Source organism: Lunatimonas sp. (assembly GCF_020832325.1).
Taxonomy (GTDB): Bacteria; Bacteroidota; Bacteroidia; order Cytophagales; family Cyclobacteriaceae; genus Lunatimonas.
On record NZ_JAFIEU010000042.1, the window covers coordinates 61,709 to 82,499 of the forward strand.

Here is a 20,791-nt window from a genome sequence, read left to right on the forward strand (position 1 = left end):
CACAGCTTTTATTTTTTGCGCATCTGCACGTATCTTTATCAGATAATCAGCACTTTTGGTTGCAGAGAACACCGTCCAACATACACTAGCCATGCTTTTTAACTCCTTTGGATTCATTTTCCTTTTTTTCCCTATCACGCTGGTTCTCTATTTTTTACTAAATCGGCTATTTGGAAGCATTGGCGCTAAATGGTGGCTACTAGCTGCTTCCCTTTTCTTCTATGGCTGGTGGAACCCCCTTTACTTAGTGCTCATCGTCGGGTCCATGACCGTAAATTTTTCCATCGGAAAAGCCCTTGCCAATACCTCCCAGAAAAAACTACTGTTGATAGCAGGAATTGCCGCTAACCTCGGGTTGCTGTTTTACTACAAATACGTTGATTTTTTTATCGAAACCGTCAACACACTTTCTTCCGCTGAATGGCCTTTGCTGCACATTGTACTACCACTGGGTATCAGCTTTTTCACCTTCCAGCAAATCGCCTACTTGGTAGATAGCTACCGAGGTCTTACCTCAGAATATAACCCTATCAGTTACGGGGTGTTCGTTTCTTTCTTCCCTCAGTTGGTTGCCGGACCGATCGTACATCATCAGGAAATGATGCCGCAGTTCAACTCTCCAGCAACCTTTCGGGTAAACGGATTCAATCTAAGCAAAGGGTTATTTATCTTCCTGATGGGACTGGCTAAAAAAATCGTCATTGCCGACACTTTCGGCGTCATCGCCAATACCGGCTACGCCCATGTAACATTGGTCAGTAGTATGGAAGCCTGGATAACCTCCCTTGCTTACTCCTTACAGCTTTATTTTGACTTCAGTGGCTACTCGGATATGGCCATTGGACTGGCCTTGATGTTCAATATCCGCCTACCAATCAATTTTGACTCCCCCTATAAGTCTAAAAGCATCAAGGAATTTTGGAGGCGCTGGCACATGACGCTGGGAAGGTTTTTGAGGGATTACGTGTACATTCCCCTAGGTGGCAGTAAGCAGGGAACACCAAAAACACTGGCAAACCTATTCTTGACCTTTTTGCTTGGCGGCATCTGGCACGGTGCCGGTTGGACCTTTGTGATTTGGGGCATGCTTCATGGATTGGCTCTGGTGGCTTATCAACTCCTACAAAAGGTCCGGTTTCGGGTACCGAATCCCCTAGCGATCGTTTTCACCTTTCTATTCGTGAATTTTACGTGGGTATTTTTTCGGGCCGCAGATTTTTCAGAAGCCATTACCCTCCTGGAAAGAATGGTGGTGCTGCACACCGGATCCACCGATTTTTTTCTGGTGCCCAACAAATACGACTCTCCTATCTGGCTTGCGGGAATCATCCTGCTTTTTTGTCCCAATAGCTTGGAAATTGGAGAACGATTTCGGCCAACCCTCTATTATGCGGTTTTGGTAGTCTTGCTTTTCGTCCTTAATTTGATTTTTCTCAATTCCATGATACAACAGGATTTCCTATACTTTGATTTTTAGGCTATGAAAAATGAAACCTATTTCATTATCCTAGTGATGGCCTGCCTACTCGGCGCACTGACAGTAGCAGGCATCAACCGAAAAATCGATATTTTTGGGCTCTATAGAGAAAATCCCTGCGGCAACATTACCGTATATGGAGAGGAACGGTACACCAAGTACCTCCACATGCACCGGTATGTCCCCGAATGCTATGACGGCTTATTACTAGGTGCCTCCCTATCGGCGAATATCGACCCCTCTCAGATCCAAGGATATCGGGTGTACAATGCCAGCTTGATGGGAGCCCGAATAGGTCAGTTGGAACAGCTGTATTCCGCCGGCGTGGATCAGGGTGCTCAATTTGAAGTGGTTATTATCGGCATCCATCCTTACTTGACCGGAGTAAACGAGAATCCGGACGCTCACTTGGCCGAAAAGGGCCTACAATCGGCTTGGGGCTCGCTCTCCCTGCTACGGGTTTATGCGTTTGCATTGATACGGAATCTTGGTCTTTGGGAAAGTAAATTCCCTCGAAATCAATACGATACCAATGGACGAAACAATTACAACCGCTTCTTTCAAGTAGCTGACGTGGAAACGCATATTCGTGAAAAAGCTAAAGACAAGGAAATCCGAACGCTTGCGGAGAACGAAGAAGGAATTCACTCCCTCTCTAGATTAGTCAAAAAAATCAACGAGTCTGGCAGTAAATTACTTCTTTATTTCCATCCATTGCCCCGTGAAATCTACCGCGCCAACCAGGGAATTTTAACAAACTACTGGCAGCAAATCGAGCAACTAACCAATCTGTACGGCAATCAAGTAATCGCTACCGATTTTAACGCCCACCCCGCGGACGTCGGTACGAACTCCGAAAACTACATCGATCACGGACACCTCAGCCCACAGGGTCAACAAAAACTGATTGAGTTGATCAACGGGCGATTACGGGACATTCGATGAAAATCCATGATACTGGCGTGAGACTTCAAGCAGGAACGGTACCGCTGAATGAATTTCTTGCGCAAACTGAAAAAATAACGGACAAATCCCTATCTTTAATCCATTACCTTCCCGCTTAAACCCGTTGAAAACCACCATGCATCTACTTTTCATCTTTCTTTTTCATTCGCTAATAAGTACAGGAATCAGCATCGCCGAACCGACGGACTCTATTCCGGATTCCTTCCACTTGCTATCCGCCTACCCGGAAACCTACCTATTTGCCGAAACCCCTGCATTTGATCAATCTGGAGGACATATACAGGGAATACAGCTTCATCATAGCAGCCAGGACACCATCGTCTACCTATCCGGATCTTCTTCCCATGTCGCCTACATGGCCAAAGCGCATCTACAGGGAGGAACGTCCCGTATTCTTTCGATTGACACCCTATTGATGGCCCCCTATAGACATGCAGGTGGCTTTCAGATTTTTCAAGACCACCTAGCCGTAGGCATAGAAGACAACCACCTGCGCAATAGCTCCAAGGTACTGGTCTATGAGCTATCAAAGTCGGCGGATCCCTGGAAGCTCCCCGCATTTACCCTGGAACGTTCCGGGCCTTTCGAACGATCAACAGCAGGGGCGGTGGGCATTACCTCACACCAAGGTTCCGTGCTGCTCGTCGTGGCGGATTGGGATGCCCGTAACCTCGATTTTTACGCTATCTCTGAAAATGACTTCCGCCTCCGATCTGCAGCCTTCCAGCCGATAGCAACCGTGAAAATCGCTCAGTTACCGAGACAGGATTGGTCTGATCCAGCCTGGCATTCTTACCAGAACCTAAATCTAGTTTCCGAAGACGAAACCTTGTACCTCGTCGGGTTTGCCAAAACCTCCGAAAATAGGCAGGTGGCAGACATCTTCTCTATTGAAATTGGGGAAAAAGAAAATTGGGTAAGTCCTGATTTTAAGCTAGTGAGTTCCCATTCATCCGGTTTGCCAGAAAAAATAGACTCTTTTCCGCAGCAATCCGTCACGCTGAAAAAATTGGGTTCCAAGGCCTTCATTCCTTCCCTAGAGGCTGATTTCAAGGCTGCGGGCGGACTACATTATCAAAACGACAAACTGGCAATCCTTTCTGCACCCTATCAATTGGATTCGTCCGCAGGAGTCAATATTTTCCATACAAAACAATCCATGCATTCCGAGGCACTACCTAAGGAATGGCAGCTATCCGTTGCCTTTTACGCCAAAGAAGCGCATCAGGCCGCGGCGGCGGACAGTCTGTACGTTTATGCAATCAACAATACCCAAATCGGACAGTATGAACGTAAATCTGGAAAACTTCAAAAACTGATAGACGTTCCGGGCTCCATTCACCTAAACAGCGGTTTTTTCTACAAGGGTTACCTTTACATGGCTCACTCCAACTACCCACAAAAGCCCGACCGAAGTGATATTCGCAGCTTTGACCCCATATCGGGAGATCTTTATACGGTAGTTGAGTTTGGCGAAACAGATGGCAGTCTTACTTGGGTGGTGCGCCATCAGGGGCACTGGTGGGGTATGTTTGCCCATTACAAAGAAAACAACGCCGCTAGTTACTTGGTCAAATGGGACGCGGATTGGCAGGAGATTAGCCGGTTTAGGTTTCCTAAAGAGGTGATCGAACAATTGGGAAGCATGAGCGTATCTGGTGGGGTGCCCTATGAGGACGGTTTTTTGGTCACCGGCCACGACGAAAGAGAACTTTTCTATATTCGTATTCCAGAGAAAGGAAGTACGTTGGAATACGTAGACACCTATCCTGCCCCCTTCACCGGACAAGGAATCGCTTCAGACCCGCTTACAGGTGGCTTGGTGGGTATAGACCGGAAAGCGAAAAAAGTGATGTTTGCTACAGCAGAACCTAAATAAACCACTAGCTAGTTTGAAGTATTCACTGGCCGACAATGCGCTACGGCCGCCGGAAAGCGGGATTATAAAGCAGTGATCAAGCACCAAAATCAGCTTTCCATTTCGTAGGATGTGGATAATTGCCTAGCTTTGCAGCCCGAAGACGAAGGGGTATCAAATGAAAAAACCTGATTTTAAAAGCTTCATCCTGTTTGAGAACGAGGATTTGATAGTTATCAACAAACCTCCCTACATGCCAACCTTGGATGACCGGCATGAGGCGCAAAACATATTACATTTGGCCAAACAGTATTCGGAGGATGCACAGGTTTGTCATCGCTTGGACAAAGAAACGTCCGGCTGTTTGGTCATCGCCAAAAATCCAGAGGCCTATCGGCACATGGCTATGCAATTTGAAGACCGCAGTGTGGAAAAAATCTATCATGCGGTCGTAGACGGTATACACGATTTCAAGCAGACCATCGTAGACCGAAACCTCTATGCCAATAACAAGGGAGTGGTGAAGGTCAGCGCTGAGGGAAAACCCGCGCTAACTTATTTTGACACATTAAGGACGTACTATCGGCACACTTTGGTATCCTGCAATCCGATCACGGGAAGGATGCACCAGATACGCGTGCACCTAAGCTTCTTGGGGGCTCCCATCTGCGGAGATGCCCTGTATGGTGGCAAACCGCTGTACTTATCTCAGATAAAGCGTAAATTTAACCTTAAAAAAGGCACCGAAGAGGAACCTTTGATGCAGCGGGTGGCTTTGCATGCTTACGCTATTTCGTTCCGTCTATTGGATGAAAGCCCTATCAAGGTAGAGGCCGCCTACCCGAAAGACTTTGCTGTCTTGATCCGGCAGTTGGAAAAATTCAGTTAATACCGCTGGGTGCGCCTAGAGCGGGTAAGGGCAAAAAAACAGCGAGAGAGCGTGAAAAAAATCGCTATACTTGTGAAAATAAGGCAGTAAAGTTGCTGATGTATTGCAAATAAATTTATTTACATCTATCTTTGTGTCCCTTTTTGAGGGTGAACTGTATATAACAAGCTAATAATTAAACATTTAAACAGTGGATACTTTAAGCTATAAGACCATTTCGGCAAACAAAGCTACAGTACAAAAAGAATGGGTGGTTGTGGATGCCCACTCTCTAGTACTTGGTCGAGTTGCCAGCGAAGTGGCAAAAATTTTAAGGGGTAAGCATAAGCCAAATTTTACCCCCCACGTAGACTGTGGCGACAACGTGATTGTCGTAAACGCAGAAAAAGTGAGGTTAACTGGCAAGAAGTGGAATGATAAGGTATACGTGAGACACACCGGGTTTCCTGGCGGTCAGCGCATTTCTACCCCCAGACTTCTGATGGAAAAATCACCCATTACCCTTGTAGAAAAGGCGGTAAAGGGCATGCTTCCTAAGAACCGATTGGGTAGAAAGTTGTACACCAACCTTCACGTATATGCGGGTTCAGACCATCCGCATAGCGCCCAGCAACCAAAAGAAGTTAAATTTTAACGTCAGCCGTCAATGGAAGTAATTAACACGATCGGAAGAAGAAAGACATCCGTAGCAAGAATTTACATGAAGCCGGGAAATGGAAACATTACCGTCAACAAGAAAGCGTTGGAGGTGTATTTTCCGTTTGACCTGCATCAAATCGTCGTTAGGCAGCCTTTGGCGCTTGTGAGCGAAGATGGGTCTTACGACATCGCCATAAACGTGGATGGTGGTGGAATCAAAGGACAGGCGGAAGCCATCCGGATGGCCATCTCCAGGGCGCTTTGCGAGATAAACGCCGAGCACCGACCTCCCCTTAAGAAAGAAGGTTTCCTTACCCGGGATTCCAGAATGGTGGAGCGTAAGAAAGCTGGCCGAAGAAAAGCAAGAAGAAGATTCCAGTTCTCCAAGCGTTAATCGTTGGGGCTGTATCTCAAATATTCGATACAACAACATATACATCTTTACTAAATGGCCAATATAGAATACAAAGACTTACTGGATGCTGGTGTTCACTTCGGACACTTAACGAGAAAGTGGGATCCGAGAATGGCACCCTATATCTTCATGGAGAAGAACGGGATCCATATCATCGATCTAAATAAAACGCTTGTTTGCCTTGAAGAAGCATCCAACGCAATCAAGCAGATAGTACGCTCCGGAAAAAAAGTAATGTTCGTAGCTACTAAAAAACAAGCCAAAGATTTGGTGGCAGAGGAAGCAAGAAGGCTGAAAATGCCTTACGTGACCGAACGATGGTTGGGCGGTATGATGACCAACTTCGCCACTATCCGAAAGTCACTCAAAAAAATGTCCTCTATCGACAAGTTGATGAAGGACGAAGCTTACAAAAACCTGGCGAAAAAAGAACGGTTGATGATTACTCGCCAGCGTGAAAAGCTTGAGTTGGTACTAGGCGGTATCGCTGACCTTACCAGACTTCCTTCGGCACTGTTTGTGGTAGATATCAAAAGAGAACACATTGCGATTTCCGAAGCCAAAAAGCTTGGTATCCCTGTTTTCGCATTGGTGGATACAAACTCCAACCCCAACGAGGTGGATTTTCCAATTCCGGCCAATGACGATGCATTCAAATCAATCTCCCTGTTGGTAAAAGCCTTTGGTGCTGCCATCGAAGAGGGATTGAGTGAGCGCAAAAAAGATAAAGACGACGCAAAACTCTCTGAAGAAGAGGAAGCAAAAAAAGCGGTTGACGCGGAGTCTAACGAATAATCCACAATGATTTTATTCTTTCAAAAAATTGAACATCAGGTTAGCCTATGTTCAATTTTTTGTTTTTAACTATGGCACAGATTCCTTCTGCTGAAGGGCAGTCTGTGATTCTCAAAAAAACATTCAAAATAAACTACTATTACAATGGCTATTACTGCACAAGAGGTAAACAAACTGAGACAAATGACCGGAGCCGGTATGATGGACTGTAAAAAAGCCCTAACCGAAGCCGAAGGCGATTTTGAAAAAGCTATTGACATCCTTAGGAAAAAAGGACAGAAAGTATCCGCTTCCAGAGCTGACAGAGAAACCAAAGAAGGTGTTGTAGTGACCCACATCGCCGAAGATGGCAAAACGGGCACCCTGCTTTCTCTTACCTGTGAGACCGACTTTGTAGCCAAAAACGAAGAGTTCGGATCACTTGCCAATGCAATCCTTAACTTGGCAGTGAAAGAAAACGCCACTTCTATCGAAGGTATCCTGGCACTTCCTTACGAAGGAATTACCGTGGGAGAAAAAATCACCGAGATGACCGGTAAAATCGGCGAGAAAATCGAAGTATCTCACTTTGAGAAAGTAAACGGCGACCAAGCAGTTGCCTATATCCACTCCAACGGAAAATTGGGTGTATTGGTAGCCCTGAAAAACACGGGGGGTAGCAACGCAGAAGAGGCCGGAAAAGACGTAGCGATGCAAATCGCTGCCATGAACCCTGTGGCTGTTGACAAGGATGGTGTAGATGCTTCCGTGGTAGAACGTGAAATTGAAGTAGGCAAAGAACAAGCCCGTCAAGAAGGCAAGGCTGAGGAAATGCTCGAAAAAATTGCTTTGGGCAAACTGAACAAGTTCTACAAGGAAAACACCCTGCTTAGCCAAGCATTCGTAAAAGATAATAGCAAAACCATCGCTCAGTACCTCGACGGGGTATCCAAGGGGCTGACGGTTTCCGAATTCAAGCGGATTTCTATCGGGTAATTGTTCCGTTACAACCGCATCTTTAAGAAAGCTGCCGCTACCTCGTGTATTGCGGCAGCTTTTTCACTTTTGGAGACGGAACACTTTTTCCAATATTAACCTTATTTTCGATCAACCCGGTGGATCCTTACCGAGTCAATCAAATACTGGCCTTCATTTTCCATGTGCTGAATGGTACGTACCACGTGCATACCGGCAGTAACCTGACCAAAGGCTGCAAAACCCTGCCCATCGGGATTACGCTGGCCCGCAAAATCCAACGCTGGCTGATCCCCAATGCAGATAAAAAAGCTGCTTTGGGCGCTGTGGGGCGTAGATCTCGCCATCGATAGGGTGCCATCTCTATGGGTAAGACCTGTCATCTCAGTAGTTTCCAATTGAATGGGGGGCAGCAGGCTCTCCTCTGCCACATTTCCACCCTGGATGACTTCAATTTTTACCTCTCGGTCTGCCTCGTTCTCCGGCGTACACACCCGAAAAAACGTAGATCCCTCATAAGCTCCGCTTTCCACATAAGCCACAAAATTGGCCACCGTACGAGGTGCGCGCTTGGGATATAGCTCCACTTCTATTTCTCCCAGCTCGGTCGCTAACACGTAATACACAGCCTTCTCCGAACACCCCACTACTCCTAGCCAGACGATTAAACAGGCGCTAAACCAAAACATTTTTTTCCTTTGCATGTGCTTAACATTGATTTCTAGATAGAACTATTTGCTCCGCATGAAATAAGCCAACCGCATTTACCAACCCATCTTTTGGAACCCCTACTCCAACAACGTTTGATTAAATAGTTTCAGGATCCGCTTGTATTCATCGGTCCAACTGCTTGGCTCTACAAAGCCATGGTCTTCTGCAGGATATACGGCCAGTTCCCAATCGTCCTTGCCCAGCTCAATCAGCCGCTGGGATAGCCGCACCACATCCTGGAAATGCACGTTCACATCTACCATGCCGTGTGCCATCAGCAGGTGTCCTTTTAATCCTTCCGCAAAGTAAATAGGTGACGAGCGTCTATAGGCGATGGGGTCATCCTTGGGTTCATTGAGAATATTGGCGGTATAGGGGTGATTGTAATGGGCCCAGTCGGTCACGGAGCGCAGTGCTGCTCCGCTCCTAAAGGTGTCCGCCGCGGTAAACAGGGCCATCAAGGTGATGAAGCCACCGTAACTACCCCCATAGATGCCTATTCGATCCGGATCTACCCCATGCTGCTGTACCAAGTAGGCCGCTCCATCTATCTGGTCTGTCAAGTCCTTGCCTCCCATGTGCCGATAGATCGCTGTGCGCCAATCCCGCCCATATCCCGCACTACCCCGGTAATCTATGTCCAGGACAGTATATCCGAGGTCTACCAGCAAGTTATGAAACATGTACTCCCGAAAGTAGGAAGACCACCATTTGTGCACATTTTGCAGGTAACCTGCACCGTGCACAAAGATCACTGCCGCTCCATTGCTAATATCCCTTTGGGGCAAATACAACCTGGCCGGAACCTCGTTGCCATCCGAAGCGGTAAACTTCACCAGCTGGGGATCCCGCCAAGGGTAAGCCCGGAATGCTTCGGATTGCCCGGAGGTAAGTTTCTCGGGACGGGCATCTGGCTTGTTTGCCTGAAGATACAATTCCCATGGCCTATTGCTGTAGGAATGACGAATGGCCAACCACTTTTCGTCGGGAGAAAGCGAGACTTCGTTGTTGCCCTCCAGGAAGGTAAGCCGGGTCATCGTACCCCCCATCACAGGCATACGGTAAAAATGCCTTTCGCCGGGGTGTACCTCCGAAGTCGTTAAGTACCAGTGCTTTTTATCAGCCGACAACTGAGGATCAAATACTTCAAATGCTCCTTGCGTTAGCGCCTTTTTGGTGCCGGTGGAAATGGATGCCAGGTACAGATGGGAATACCCACTCTCCTCCGACTGAAAATAGACATGCTCCCCATCTGGCAGCCAACCCAACACCCCGCCTCCGCCGGACCAGCCTATGCCAGGACCGGCCACCCAAGCCTCGTCCCGTTGCCGATCCAGTAGACGCAGCGCGCCAGTTTCAAGCATTATCTCAATAATCCATCGGTCTTTGTTGTCGTTAGAACGGACCTGCGTAACCGCACGATTGCCTTGAGGCGAAAAAATCGCTTGAGCATACACCAGTTCCCGCGTGGTCTTCTGCCAATCCCGATCCGGGTAATCTGTGGCAAAATCCGGAAGATCCGCCAATCCCGGCAAATCATTCCCACTTACAAAATAGAGTGTATCCCGTTCTACGTTATACAAGGCAAGCTCCGACCTGCCGGCTTGTATACCTACTTTTGGGCGGGCAGAAAGATCTGAAGTATATCCTCCTGCCGCAATGTAATCCGGTACCTGGGTGCCGGTATTCTCTGCTGGGGTATTCAGCAGGACGGCGACAAACTTTTCATCCGATGACACACGCAAACCAACCACCTGCCGCTTGCCCAGGTAAAAAGAATATTTTACGTTGTTTTGCTTTTCCTTGTTTACGGCCTCCGATTGCTTGGATTTCTCGAGCCGATCCTGCACAACCTGGAGAAGATCCAAGTTTTCCTTTTTCAACCACGCATCCTGTTCTGAAGGATCTTTTTCCTCCCTTTTTTCCCCGGATAAAATTTGGGTTAATTTACGTAACAGCCCGGTCTGGAGCTGATACACATAGGCATCGCTGCCAAACCGAAAGGCCAGCCGATCACCGTTTCCTATAAAATGAATGTCCTGTATGTTCCCTACAAGCTCCAAGAGATGCCGCTCGGTGCGGGAAGCGATGTCATACACCGTTAAAATACCATCCTTTACATAGGCTTTACGCCTTCTATTGGCATCGTATACTCCGTTAAATACCACCAATGCCCGCTCCTCGGCCCAGTTCAGTTTGGACAGCTCACGTGTACGGACCGCTATACGATACAGGGAGTCCTCAGGGTCTTCGTCCCGGTTATACTTAAAAAAGACCTGCTCCCCGTGCTCATCCCATTGGATCCCGGAAGGAAAGGTCCCCATCCACTTGGGATCCTGCATGATCTTAGATACTGATAATACAGATTCCTGCGCCATGCATGGGTGAACCATACGTATTCCAAGGAGAAAGATAAGCGATAAGAGAGGGTAGTATTTCATAGAAAAAAGGATTTGAATGGAAAAGCGATGGCCTGATTTGAACCTTAAATTTGCCCACAAATCAGCGAACTTGCAAATAAGCGCTTAACACGCACTGCCCACCGTCTCCCGAAGGTTTTTCTCCGCCTGTTCGCTTACATCGGGCACTGAAAAATCCAAATCAGGAAGCTGCAATACCCGATCGAAGCCACTGTTCATTGCATCCGTACCGGAGGTAACCAGCCAAATCTCTTTCCCTGCTGCCTTGGCCAACTTCAGCAGTTCGTGGCTGCCTTTCCCCTGATCCGACTGACTGTCGTATCTGCCTTCGCCGGTAACGATACGATCTGCTCTGCCGATACGCTCCAGCATGTGTACTTTGTCAAAAAAGTACCTTGCGCCCGATACCAACTTGGTTTCAAAAAAAGCGCTCAGCCCCAACGCGATTCCACCGGCAGCCCCAAACCCCGGCTTGTCTTCCAAGATCCGGTTGGTCTTGCGTTGCAAGAGTTCAACCAGCTGGCGGGATGCTTTTTCAAATTGCGGAAAGTCCTCTAGCTTCAATCCCTTTTGCGGACCAAAAACCGGAATAGCCCCCCGCTCCCCAAAATAGGTATTATCCACATCACAGAGGATCGTAAACGTTAAGTCGCTCCAAGGTTTTGTCTGTTGGATATGGGCGATCTTTGATAGAAACCCGGGTGCGAATACCGGTATTTCCCTTCCATTTTCATCCAAAAACAAAAAACCCAATGCCCGCAAAATGCCCGTGCCCAAGTCCACCGTGGCACTACCCCCGAGTCCAAGTACTACCTCCTTTGCTCCTAGGTCGACCGCGCGAAGAATCAACTCACCGGTGCCGTAGGAGCTTGTGGTCCATGGATCCCGTTCCCGGGCTTGGAGCCATTTGATCCCAGAGACGGTTGAAACATCCACAAATGCCGTTTTGGTCGTCTCTTCAAACCCAAAGAAACCTTCCATGGGCCGGCCAAGTGGGCCACAAGCTTGGAGAACCACCCGCTCCATTCCCAAAATCTCGGCCAACAGGTGGCAGGTACCGTCACCCCCGTCGGCAATCGGACAAAGCTCCACTCGATGGGAGGAGTTTGCGTCGAGAATGGTCTCTCGGATCAAAGCTGCCGCACGATCCGCTTCGATGGTGCCCTTAAACGCATTGGGTGCTACTAACCAATTCATTTATCCATGGTTTTCATTCGTTGAAAATAATCCTTGGAGGCCTCCCGGACTTTCGGCGAGAGGTACAGGGCGGAAATCATCGTGGGAAAGGCCATCACGGCATACATTGCATCCACAAAACTCATCACCACACTCAAGGAGGTGACAGCTCCAGCCACGAGGGTAGCTAGGTAGAAATAATTGTAGAAATCTGCCTTGTCGGCGCCAAATAGGTAGTTGAAGCATTTGTGGCCATAATAGGAATAAGTAAACATGGTAGAAAGTGCAAACACCAGTACCGAAACCATCAGCAGGTACTTCCCGATCCCTGGTAATCCTTGCTCAAAAGCCGAAAGGGTAAGCAATACGCCATCCTTTTCGCCGGTTTTCCAAACCCCCGTTACCATAATGGCCAAGGCGGTGAGGGTACACACCACGATGGTATCGATAAATGGTCCGAGCATCGCAATGAGTCCTTCCCGCACCGGCTCGTCGGTTTTGGAGGCACCGTGCACCATCGGAGCCGTTCCTATTCCCGCTTCGTTGGAAAAAGCCGCGCGCCGTGCACCGATGATGATTATTTGTCCCACAGCCCCGCCCAAAACGGCATCTCCGGTAAAGGCATCCCGCAATATCATCCAAAGCATCTCCGGTACCTGCCCCAAATTTTTTCCAAGGATAACGAGTACGCTAATGAAATAAACCGTGACCATAAAGGGCACCAACCGGGAGGCCACTTTAGCGATCCGCTGAATACCCCCGAGTATTACCGTAGCAACCAACCCCATCAAAATCAATCCAATGGCCCAGCGTGTAGGCATACCCTGATCCAGGCCAAAGGGTTCCAGCATTACGGCCCGTAAAACAGCAGTAAGCTGATTAGCCTGGAAAATAACCAACAGGCCCAAAATACCCGCCACGCAAAATATGACCGATAGAAACTTCCATTGTTTGCCCATCCCCTCCTCGATTACATACATGGGGCCTCCCTGTACGTGTCCCGAAGAATCCTTGCCCCTGTACATAATAGCCAGCGTGCAGGTAAAAAACTTAGTAGCCATGCCCACAAAGGCGGAGATCCACATCCAAAATATGGCACCGGGTCCACCCATGCCAATGGCCAGGGCTACACCGGAAATATTGCCCAGCCCGACTGTAGCAGCTACAGCGGATGAAAGCGCCTGCAACGAGGTAATATCTCCGGTGGCATTTGGGTCATCGTACTTGCCACCCACCACCTTGAGGGCATGGCTGAAGCCCACAAAAGGGATAAAGCCCGAATAAACAAACATGTACAAGCCGCCACCCAGCAGCAGCACAAGCAATGGCGTGCCCCATATCCAATTGCTAAACTCGATAATAATTTCTCCCACGACGGTCAGTTTTGGTTGTTGGTAGGTTTTACGCCACAAAATAGCCATATTGCCCAAAGAGTTCTATTTTTGTGCCTATTAAATTCACGCCAAACCCAGTTTTTATGGCCAAAACGGTTGTCATCAAAATAGGCTCCAATGTATTGACCCAAGAAGACGGTACTCCCGACCATAACCGCATGGCCTCCCTGGTCGACCAAATGGTTTACCTAAAAGAAATCGGACACCATGTCGTCTTGGTTACCTCCGGTGCGGTAGCCTTTGGGCGAAAGGCCCTGCCCCTCAACCCGAAGACGGATTCTATTACCAAAAAGCAGGTGTGGGCCTCTATCGGTCAAATCGAACTGATCCGTTCCTATAAAAATCTCTTCCTGGAAAAAGGCCATACCATTGCCCAACTGATGGTAACCAAAGAGGACTTTCGGGACAGGGTACATTACCTCAATATGAAAAACTGCCTGGACGGTCTCCTCAAAAACCAGGTAATACCGGTGATCAACGAAAACGATGCCGTCGCTGTCACCGAGCTGATGTTTACCGACAACGACGAACTTGCGGGGCTGGTAGCCGCCATGATTGATGCCAACAGCCTGGTTTTACTTACCAACGTAGACGGCATCTTCAAAGGACATCCCTCAGACCCTTCGGCCGAACTCATCACCAAGGTGGGCAGGCAAGTGCCCGACCTTAGCCAATACATCACCTCCGGCAAATCCTCCTTTGGGCGCGGAGGCATGCTTACCAAGATGACCATGGCCAAAAAATCTGCCGATCTGGGCATCGAAGTACTGATAGCCAATGGCAAACGAGAGGATGTACTTCGGAGCTTTGCACATGGCACCTTGGAATGCACCTATTTTGAGCCCGGAAAAACGCGGCACAACCAGAAAAAATGGATCGCTCACAGCGAAAATTACTCCAAAGGGGAAGTGGTAGTGAATGAAGGCGCCAAAAAGGCCCTCGGCTCTCAAAAAATAACCAGCCTACTCCCTGTAGGCATCGTCACGGTAAAAGGCGATTTCCTAAAGGGTGACATTATCCGAATTGTAGACGAAGCAGGCTCAATACTCGGCTTGGGAAAAGCAGAATATGGCGCCGGTTCCGCCACAGAAAAAATCGGTCAGCCCCATCAGCGGCCACTAGTGCATTACGATTACCTTTACCTGTACGACCTAAACTAATTACCCCATTAGCCCATCGATCCTTATGAGTTTAGAAAGCACATTCAAGCGAATACAACATGCCAGCAGAGCACTTTCCCTGCTCTCGGAAGAAACCATTAACCGCATCCTACGTGCTCTCGCTGATGAAGCGGTGGCATCGATGGACCCGATACTGGAAGCCAACAAACTGGATCTGGCACGCATGGATCCCGAAGACCCCAAATACGACCGGCTGATGCTTACCGAGGAGCGGATTTCTGCCATCGCTTCCGACATCCGGAATGTGGCCGATCTTCCTTCGCCACTAGGAGCACAGCTGAGCGAAAAAACGCTCGAAAATGGCCTGCATATCGAAAAAGTACGAGTTCCCATCGGCGTCATCGGCATCATCTACGAATCAAGGCCCAACGTTACCTTCGACGTGTTCAGCTTGTGCCTTAAGACCGGAAATGCACTGGTGCTCAAAGGTGGATCAGACGCGCACGACTCCAATACGGCCATTCTAAGCTGTATACACCGGGTTTTGGAGCGCGAAGGCGTTACCACGGATATCGTTGGTCTGCTTCCGGCAGATCGAGAGGCCACCAAGGAGATGCTACAGGCGGTCGGCTATATTGACATCATCATTCCGCGGGGAAGTCAGGGACTGATCAACTTTGTGCGGGACAACTCCAAGGTACCGGTAATTGAAACCGGTGCGGGCATCGTGCATACCTACTACGACCGGTCGGCTGATGCGGAAAAGGGACTGCCCATTGTAGTAAACGCAAAGACCCGTCGGGTGAGTGTTTGCAATGCATTGGACTGTCTGATAATCCACCAAGATCGGCTGAAGGACCTGATACCCATCGGCAAGGAATTGGCAAAAAAAGAAGTGGAGATCTTTGCAGACGGTCCTGCCTACTCGATGTTGAAAGGCTCCTATCCGGATAGCCTGCTGGCTGAGGCGTCGGAGGAACACTTCGGAACGGAATTTCTTGCCATGAAACTGTCCATCAAAACCGTAAATAGCCTGGAAGAAGCGTTGGGCCACATAGCCCGGTACAGTTCGAAGCATAGCGAGGCGATCATTGCCGAAGACAAGGCGACTATTGACCACTTTTTAAGAGCTGTAGATGCAGCGGCGGTGTATGCTAATGCCTCCACTGCCTTCACCGACGGGGCCCAATTTGGCTTGGGGGCAGAGATCGGTATCAGCACGCAAAAACTGCATGCCCGCGGCCCCATGGCCTTGGAGGAGCTTACTTCCTACAAATGGGTGGTTCGGGGTAATGGTCAAATCAGGGATTAGGGATAAGGTTTGTATTTCTTTTAAATAATTACACATACCTTTTATCATTTCTCCTTGAGGAGAAACAGGAATGAGGAAAATCAAAAAACCAAATGTGTAATTATTTATTGAACATCATATAAAACCTGTCAGGTTTGATTTTCGCTCGCTTGTAAAGTACTTGAAATTCAATAAAACCAGACAGGTTTACGGTTTTTAAGAAACTCTAAATGAGGTCAAAAAAGGTCCCCTTGGTAGATAAACAATACCTACTGGAAAAATTTTCCGGCAAGGGTGGGTGGACCTATGTACTGCTACCGGAAATACCACCCGCCAAGCGCTTTCCCTTTGGATGGATGCGGGTACATGGTTCCATAGATGATATCAAGCTGGAAAAACGCAAACTTATGCCCTTTGGAAAGGGACTGCTTTTCCTTCCCGTAAACGCTTCCCTACGCAAGCAGCTTAAGAAACAGGCGGGAGACCAGGTAAAGATCGTCTTGTATGAGGAAGAGCAAACTGAGGGAGTCCCGGAAGTAATTTTGGATTGCTTAAAAGACGCTCCCACTGCCTTTCGCCACTTTGAACAGCTACCAGATTGGGAACGCCGACTCCAGATTGATCGGATTATGGATGCGAAAGACCCGGAAGAACAGATAAGCCGAATCGTAAAGTTGATCGAAAAACTGGAACAGCCCCATTGAATAGGCACTGTTCCCTGGGCATCTTGTTGGATTTTAAGCATAATAACCTACTTTTATTTTTCCACCTGCTTCACAATCATGATAAAGAAATTACCGCTCATTAGCCTATTGATGCTTATGTTTTTAGGATATTATGAATCTTCAGCATCCGAAACACGAATCGACCCCATTCGGCTAACGCTCGCTGAGGCCAACCGACTGGCCAAGCTTCCCCTTAGTTGCATGCAGGTGGAATACCCCAATAAGCTAAACCAAACCCTTGCTGACGCTTCCTTTCTCAAGGGCCCCAAGGAACTACATCCTGCCTTTTATGGCTGTTTTGACTGGCACTCCAGCGTTCATGGGCACTGGATGCTGATAAGCCTGTTGCGGCAGTTTCCGGAACTGGACCACGCAGATGAAATCCGTGCAAAACTGGAAGAAAATCTGAGTGCCGAAAATATTGCCGCAGAGGTGGCCTATTTTTTTATGCCAGAAAACAGCAGTTTTGAACGAACCTACGGCTGGGCATGGGTCTTGAAACTTACCGAAGAACTGCTGTTATGGGAGGATCCCTTGGCCCATAAATTATCCGCCAATTTACAACCCCTAACTGACCTGATGGTGGAGAAATACTTGGATTTTTTACCTAAATTGATTTATCCCATCCGGGTGGGAGAACACAGTAACACCGCATTTGGGCTTTCACTTGCCTACGACTATGCCCTGACGGCAAAGAACAAGCCACTAGCCGGGATAATCCGAAGCCGGGCCTTGGACTGGTTCAAAGCAGACGCTGACTGTCCCTTGACTTGGGAACCCAGCGGGTTTGACTTTCTTTCCCCCTGCTTTCAGGAGTTGGATATCATGCGCAAAGTATTGGAAAAGGAGCAATTTGAGAGCTGGGTAAACGCCTTTTTACCCAATCTTCACGATACCAATTTCTCGCTGGAACCCGCCAGAGTCAGTGACCGGTCTGATGGGAAATTGGTCCATTTGGATGGGTTGAACTTCAGCCGGGCTTGGGTCCTTTACGGGTTGGTGCGGGAATTCCCCGATACCTACGGACACCTGACCGCAATTGCCAATGCACACATCGCCCACTCCCTACCATCCATTGTTGACGATAATTACGAGGGCACGCACTGGCTGGGGAGCTTTGCCATCTATGCATTGCAGCAGGCACCATGAACGGCAACTGGAGAAAGTATATTGGCCCCGGTCCCTTGATTACAGCTGCCTTTATTGGACCGGGAACGGTTACAGTCTGTACACTTGCCGGGATTCAGTTTGGCTACGACTTGCTTTGGGCAATTCTCTTATCCATTGCGGCAACGGCAATTCTCCAAGAGATGGCGGCCCGTATAGGACTTGTTACTCAAAAAGGGCTGACAGAGGTGATTCTAAGCCAGCTTCCCCAACCAATCATCCGCTTAGGTTCTTTGATCTTAATTTTAGGGGCCATCGTAGTGGGCAATGCCGCTTATGAAGCGGGCAATATCAGCGGAGCAAGCTTGGGCATGGAGCTGTTTATTGACCTGCCTTTCCTTTCCATCGGTCGTAGAGAAATAAATCCCCTGAATGTACTAATCGGTCTGGTAGCGGGGATGCTTTTGTTTTTGGGTAATTACAAATGGCTTACCCTTATCCTTACCGGAGTGGTGGTGTTGATGAGTTTGGCCTTTTTGACCACCGCTATGATGGTCCTGCCGGATATCGGGACCCTTTCAAAAGGCTTTATCCCCCTTCCATCTTCACAAAACCTGCTAACCATCCTGGCCTTGATAGGAACTACCGTGGTACCTTACAACCTGTTTTTACACGCCTCTTTGGTATCCAAAAAGTGGAACTCCCTAACCGACCTTCCTTATATCCGAACCGATATCGTGGTTTCGGTAGTTTTGGGAGGGGTGGTTTCAATGGCAATCGTTATCACTGCTGCGGGCACCGAAGCCACCGGTGTTGAAAATGCGGCAGATTTGGCCAGAGGGCTTGCCCTACTTTTGGGTAATTGGGGGACGGGTTTTATGGGTTTTGGGCTTTTTGCGGCGGGTCTTACCTCCGCCATCACCGCCCCGATGGCGGGAGGCTTGGTCGTGACAGGAGCATTTGGGCTATCCACGAAAATGGACGGCCTGCCCATGCGGGTAAGTATGGGATTAATTTTGGGGTTGGGGCTGCTCTTTTCCTCCCTTGGAATCAGACCCGTAGAACTGATCACCATCGCCCAGCTGACCAACGGCATGTTGCTGCCACTTCTAAGTGGGTACATCCTCTGGTTGGTAAACAAAAAGGAACTCATGAAATCAGCGGTAAATACCCCCTGGACCAATTTCTTCGCTTTTTTGATCTGGATCATTACGGTAATTCTAGGTGGGTTGAGCCTCTGGAAGGTGCTGGCGGGGTAAAGAGAAAAAATGTAGGTAATTCCAATTCTCGGATTGTTGTAGATAAAGCTTTTTAGAATCAAAAATGACCTTTTACCATTAAACCATCCATAGATGTACCTTCCGATTTCCATTCAAACTTCAGGCGGAAATAAGGTATCGAAAACGAAAAAGCCCGGATAAATCCGGGCTTTTTTATGGCTTTATTACAGTAGATGAATACCTGACTTATTCTTCCACCTCACATTCAATTTCCCTTTCTTCTTCAGCGTCTCCACCTTTTACGATGACAGATAAAAAGGTTATTCCTATCGAAAAAAAAATATTTACATATGTTTTATTTTGAAAAAAAACCGTAAATTACTAGTTAAACCTGACAATAGTCATTATATAGTTTATTTATTCTGATATACTTAAAGTCGGATGGGAGCAATGTCCTTTACTTTACAAACATCCTACTTGTACAGTAAATTTTCCGAACAAACAGTATCTTTACCGCAAAATTTACCTCCACCTTTCAGACCCATACAATGCTTAGCCATTTTCGCCATAAAATTGTGTACTCCAAAACGGAGGAAAGGAACGACAAAAGCGAGACACACTGGGATGCCCTGATGGCAATCGGGGCAAACATGCGACCTAAAGGCCGGTAAGCAGGGATTCCATGTGACCGCTAAAAACCAATTATAAACAGATGAAATCGAGCATGACGTAGCCGTCACACACTGGGATGACTATAAACCATGCGAGATTCCATGTGACCTTTGAAGAATCAATTATAGACACATGAAACCACTAATCACACCGAACGAATTAAGCGCCTTAGCACCAAGCTCCTACATCTTGGTTGACACTAGCTTTGGTTTAGCCAACTACGAGACGAATCATTTGAAAGCTGCCATCTACGCAGACCTGAACACCGACCTGTCCGATATACACCCGAACCCTGCCCAGGGTGGCCGGCACCCCCTCCCATCTCCGGAACAGTTTGCCCTCACCTTGGGGAAATGGGGCATACAGCCCGATACCCACGTGATTGTCTACGACAACAAGCAGGGAGGCATGTCCGCGGCCAGATTTTGGTGGATGCTGCGCGCAGCAGGGCACAAAAAAATACAAGTGATCGATGGAGGATTTCAGGCGGCTGTTGAAGCAGGATTTCCGACGGAGTCAGACACAATAACTCCCACCCCGGTAGCACCCTACCCGTTTAAGGAATGGCAACTGCCCTTGGCCAATATGGCAGAAACGGAAGCAGCCGCTTTGGATCCCAACAAAACAGTGATCGATGTCCGGGAACGGGACCGATACCTGGGCAATACGGAACCCATTGATCTGATCGCCGGTCATATACCCGGGGCCATCAATATACCCTTTGCCAACAACTTAGACGCAACGGGCCGATTCAAATCCCCCGAGGCACTAAAAGAGCTATATGAAGCAATCACCGAAAAATCCGGCCAGGAAAACGTTACGGTGCATTGTGGTTCCGGTGTAACGGCTTGCCACACGCTATTGGCCTTGGCACATGCGGGGCTTTCCATGCCAAAGCTTTATGTAGGTTCCTGGAGCGAGTGGTCCCGGAATGACAAACCGATCGCAACAGGAGAATAGG

18 protein-coding genes are annotated in these 20,791 nt (G+C 48.3%); 14 read left to right on the forward strand and 4 right to left on the reverse strand.

All coding sequences use genetic code 11. The annotated features are described in order from the left end of the window. The first annotated feature begins 91 nt into the window (after positions 1–91). From JJU34_RS14985 to tsf, 8 genes are all read left to right on the forward strand, one after another. Complete coding sequence (locus JJU34_RS14985) at positions 92–1,477, forward strand: MBOAT family protein (RefSeq protein ID WP_228693211.1); 1,386 nt, start codon at positions 92–94, stop codon at positions 1,475–1,477. 3 nt (positions 1,478–1,480) lie between these two features. Beyond that, positions 1,481–2,422 (forward strand): hypothetical protein, encoded by a 942-nt coding sequence (locus JJU34_RS14990; protein ID WP_228693212.1) that lies wholly within the window; start codon positions 1,481–1,483, stop codon positions 2,420–2,422. A 136-nt stretch (positions 2,423–2,558) separates the two neighbouring features. Further along, entirely contained in the window at positions 2,559–4,322 is a 1,764-nt protein-coding gene (locus tag JJU34_RS14995; protein ID WP_228693213.1) for a hypothetical protein, read from the forward strand. A gap of 157 nt (positions 4,323–4,479) precedes the next feature. Continuing rightward, positions 4,480–5,190 (forward strand): RNA pseudouridine synthase, encoded by a 711-nt coding sequence (locus JJU34_RS15000; protein WP_228693214.1) that lies wholly within the window; start codon positions 4,480–4,482, stop codon positions 5,188–5,190. A 190-nt stretch (positions 5,191–5,380) separates the two neighbouring features. After that, positions 5,381–5,824 (forward strand): 50S ribosomal protein L13, encoded by a 444-nt coding sequence (gene rplM, locus JJU34_RS15005; protein ID WP_228693215.1) that lies wholly within the window; start codon positions 5,381–5,383, stop codon positions 5,822–5,824. Positions 5,825–5,836: 12 nt separating this feature from the next. Further along, positions 5,837–6,223: a 30S ribosomal protein S9 gene (gene rpsI / locus JJU34_RS15010; protein ID WP_228693216.1), complete on the forward strand. Its 387-nt coding sequence runs from the start codon at positions 5,837–5,839 to the stop codon at positions 6,221–6,223. A 54-nt stretch (positions 6,224–6,277) separates the two neighbouring features. Further along, positions 6,278–7,039: a 30S ribosomal protein S2 gene (rpsB, locus tag JJU34_RS15015; RefSeq protein ID WP_228693217.1), complete on the forward strand. Its 762-nt coding sequence runs from the start codon at positions 6,278–6,280 to the stop codon at positions 7,037–7,039. Between the two features lie 144 nt (positions 7,040–7,183). After that, positions 7,184–8,014 carry a translation elongation factor Ts gene (gene tsf / locus JJU34_RS15020; protein WP_228693218.1) on the forward strand — a complete coding sequence of 277 codons (831 nt, stop codon included), beginning with the start codon at positions 7,184–7,186 and terminating at the stop codon, positions 8,012–8,014. Between the two features lie 101 nt (positions 8,015–8,115). Here tsf and JJU34_RS15025 read toward each other — a convergent pair whose 3' ends face one another. The 4 genes from JJU34_RS15025 to JJU34_RS15040 all read right to left on the reverse strand — a co-directional run bounded on the left by JJU34_RS15025 (position 8,116) and on the right by JJU34_RS15040 (position 13,673). After that, positions 8,116–8,697 (reverse strand): peptidylprolyl isomerase, encoded by a 582-nt coding sequence (locus JJU34_RS15025; protein WP_228693219.1) that lies wholly within the window; start codon positions 8,695–8,697, stop codon positions 8,116–8,118. 84 nt (positions 8,698–8,781) lie between these two features. Beyond that, a complete protein-coding gene (locus JJU34_RS15030) occupies positions 8,782–11,145 on the reverse strand; it encodes a prolyl oligopeptidase family serine peptidase (protein WP_366512714.1) in 2,364 nt (787 codons plus the stop codon). A gap of 84 nt (positions 11,146–11,229) precedes the next feature. After that, positions 11,230–12,321 carry a glycerate kinase gene (locus tag JJU34_RS15035; protein WP_228693220.1) on the reverse strand — a complete coding sequence of 364 codons (1,092 nt, stop codon included), beginning with the start codon at positions 12,319–12,321 and terminating at the stop codon, positions 11,230–11,232. Beyond that, positions 12,318–13,673: an amino acid carrier protein gene (locus JJU34_RS15040; RefSeq protein WP_228693221.1), complete on the reverse strand. Its 1,356-nt coding sequence runs from the start codon at positions 13,671–13,673 to the stop codon at positions 12,318–12,320. The genes JJU34_RS15035 and JJU34_RS15040 overlap by 4 nt, the downstream gene beginning before the upstream one ends. A gap of 104 nt (positions 13,674–13,777) precedes the next feature. Here JJU34_RS15040 and proB point away from each other — a divergent pair, with 104 nt between their 5' ends. From proB to JJU34_RS15070, 6 genes are all read left to right on the forward strand, one after another. Beyond that, positions 13,778–14,854 carry a glutamate 5-kinase gene (gene proB / locus JJU34_RS15045; protein WP_228693222.1) on the forward strand — a complete coding sequence of 359 codons (1,077 nt, stop codon included), beginning with the start codon at positions 13,778–13,780 and terminating at the stop codon, positions 14,852–14,854. Positions 14,855–14,879: 25 nt separating this feature from the next. Beyond that, the gene (locus JJU34_RS15050) at positions 14,880–16,127 is read left to right on the forward strand and encodes a glutamate-5-semialdehyde dehydrogenase (protein ID WP_228693223.1); all 1,248 of its coding nucleotides are present in this window, start codon (positions 14,880–14,882) and stop codon (positions 16,125–16,127) included. A 209-nt stretch (positions 16,128–16,336) separates the two neighbouring features. Further along, a complete protein-coding gene (locus JJU34_RS15055; protein WP_228693224.1) occupies positions 16,337–16,810 on the forward strand; it encodes a YdeI/OmpD-associated family protein in 474 nt (157 codons plus the stop codon). Between the two features lie 78 nt (positions 16,811–16,888). Beyond that, positions 16,889–17,980 carry a DUF2891 domain-containing protein gene (locus JJU34_RS15060; RefSeq protein ID WP_228693225.1) on the forward strand — a complete coding sequence of 364 codons (1,092 nt, stop codon included), beginning with the start codon at positions 16,889–16,891 and terminating at the stop codon, positions 17,978–17,980. Continuing rightward, on the forward strand, positions 17,977–19,197 hold the full coding sequence (locus tag JJU34_RS15065) for a divalent metal cation transporter (RefSeq protein WP_228693226.1): 1,221 nt from the start codon (positions 17,977–17,979) through the stop codon (positions 19,195–19,197). Before JJU34_RS15060 ends, JJU34_RS15065 begins: the two co-directional genes overlap by 4 nt. 765 nt (positions 19,198–19,962) lie before the next feature. Beyond that, positions 19,963–20,790, forward strand: coding sequence for a sulfurtransferase (locus JJU34_RS15070; protein ID WP_228693227.1), 828 nt, complete (start codon positions 19,963–19,965; stop codon positions 20,788–20,790). Position 20,791 lies beyond the last annotated feature (1 nt).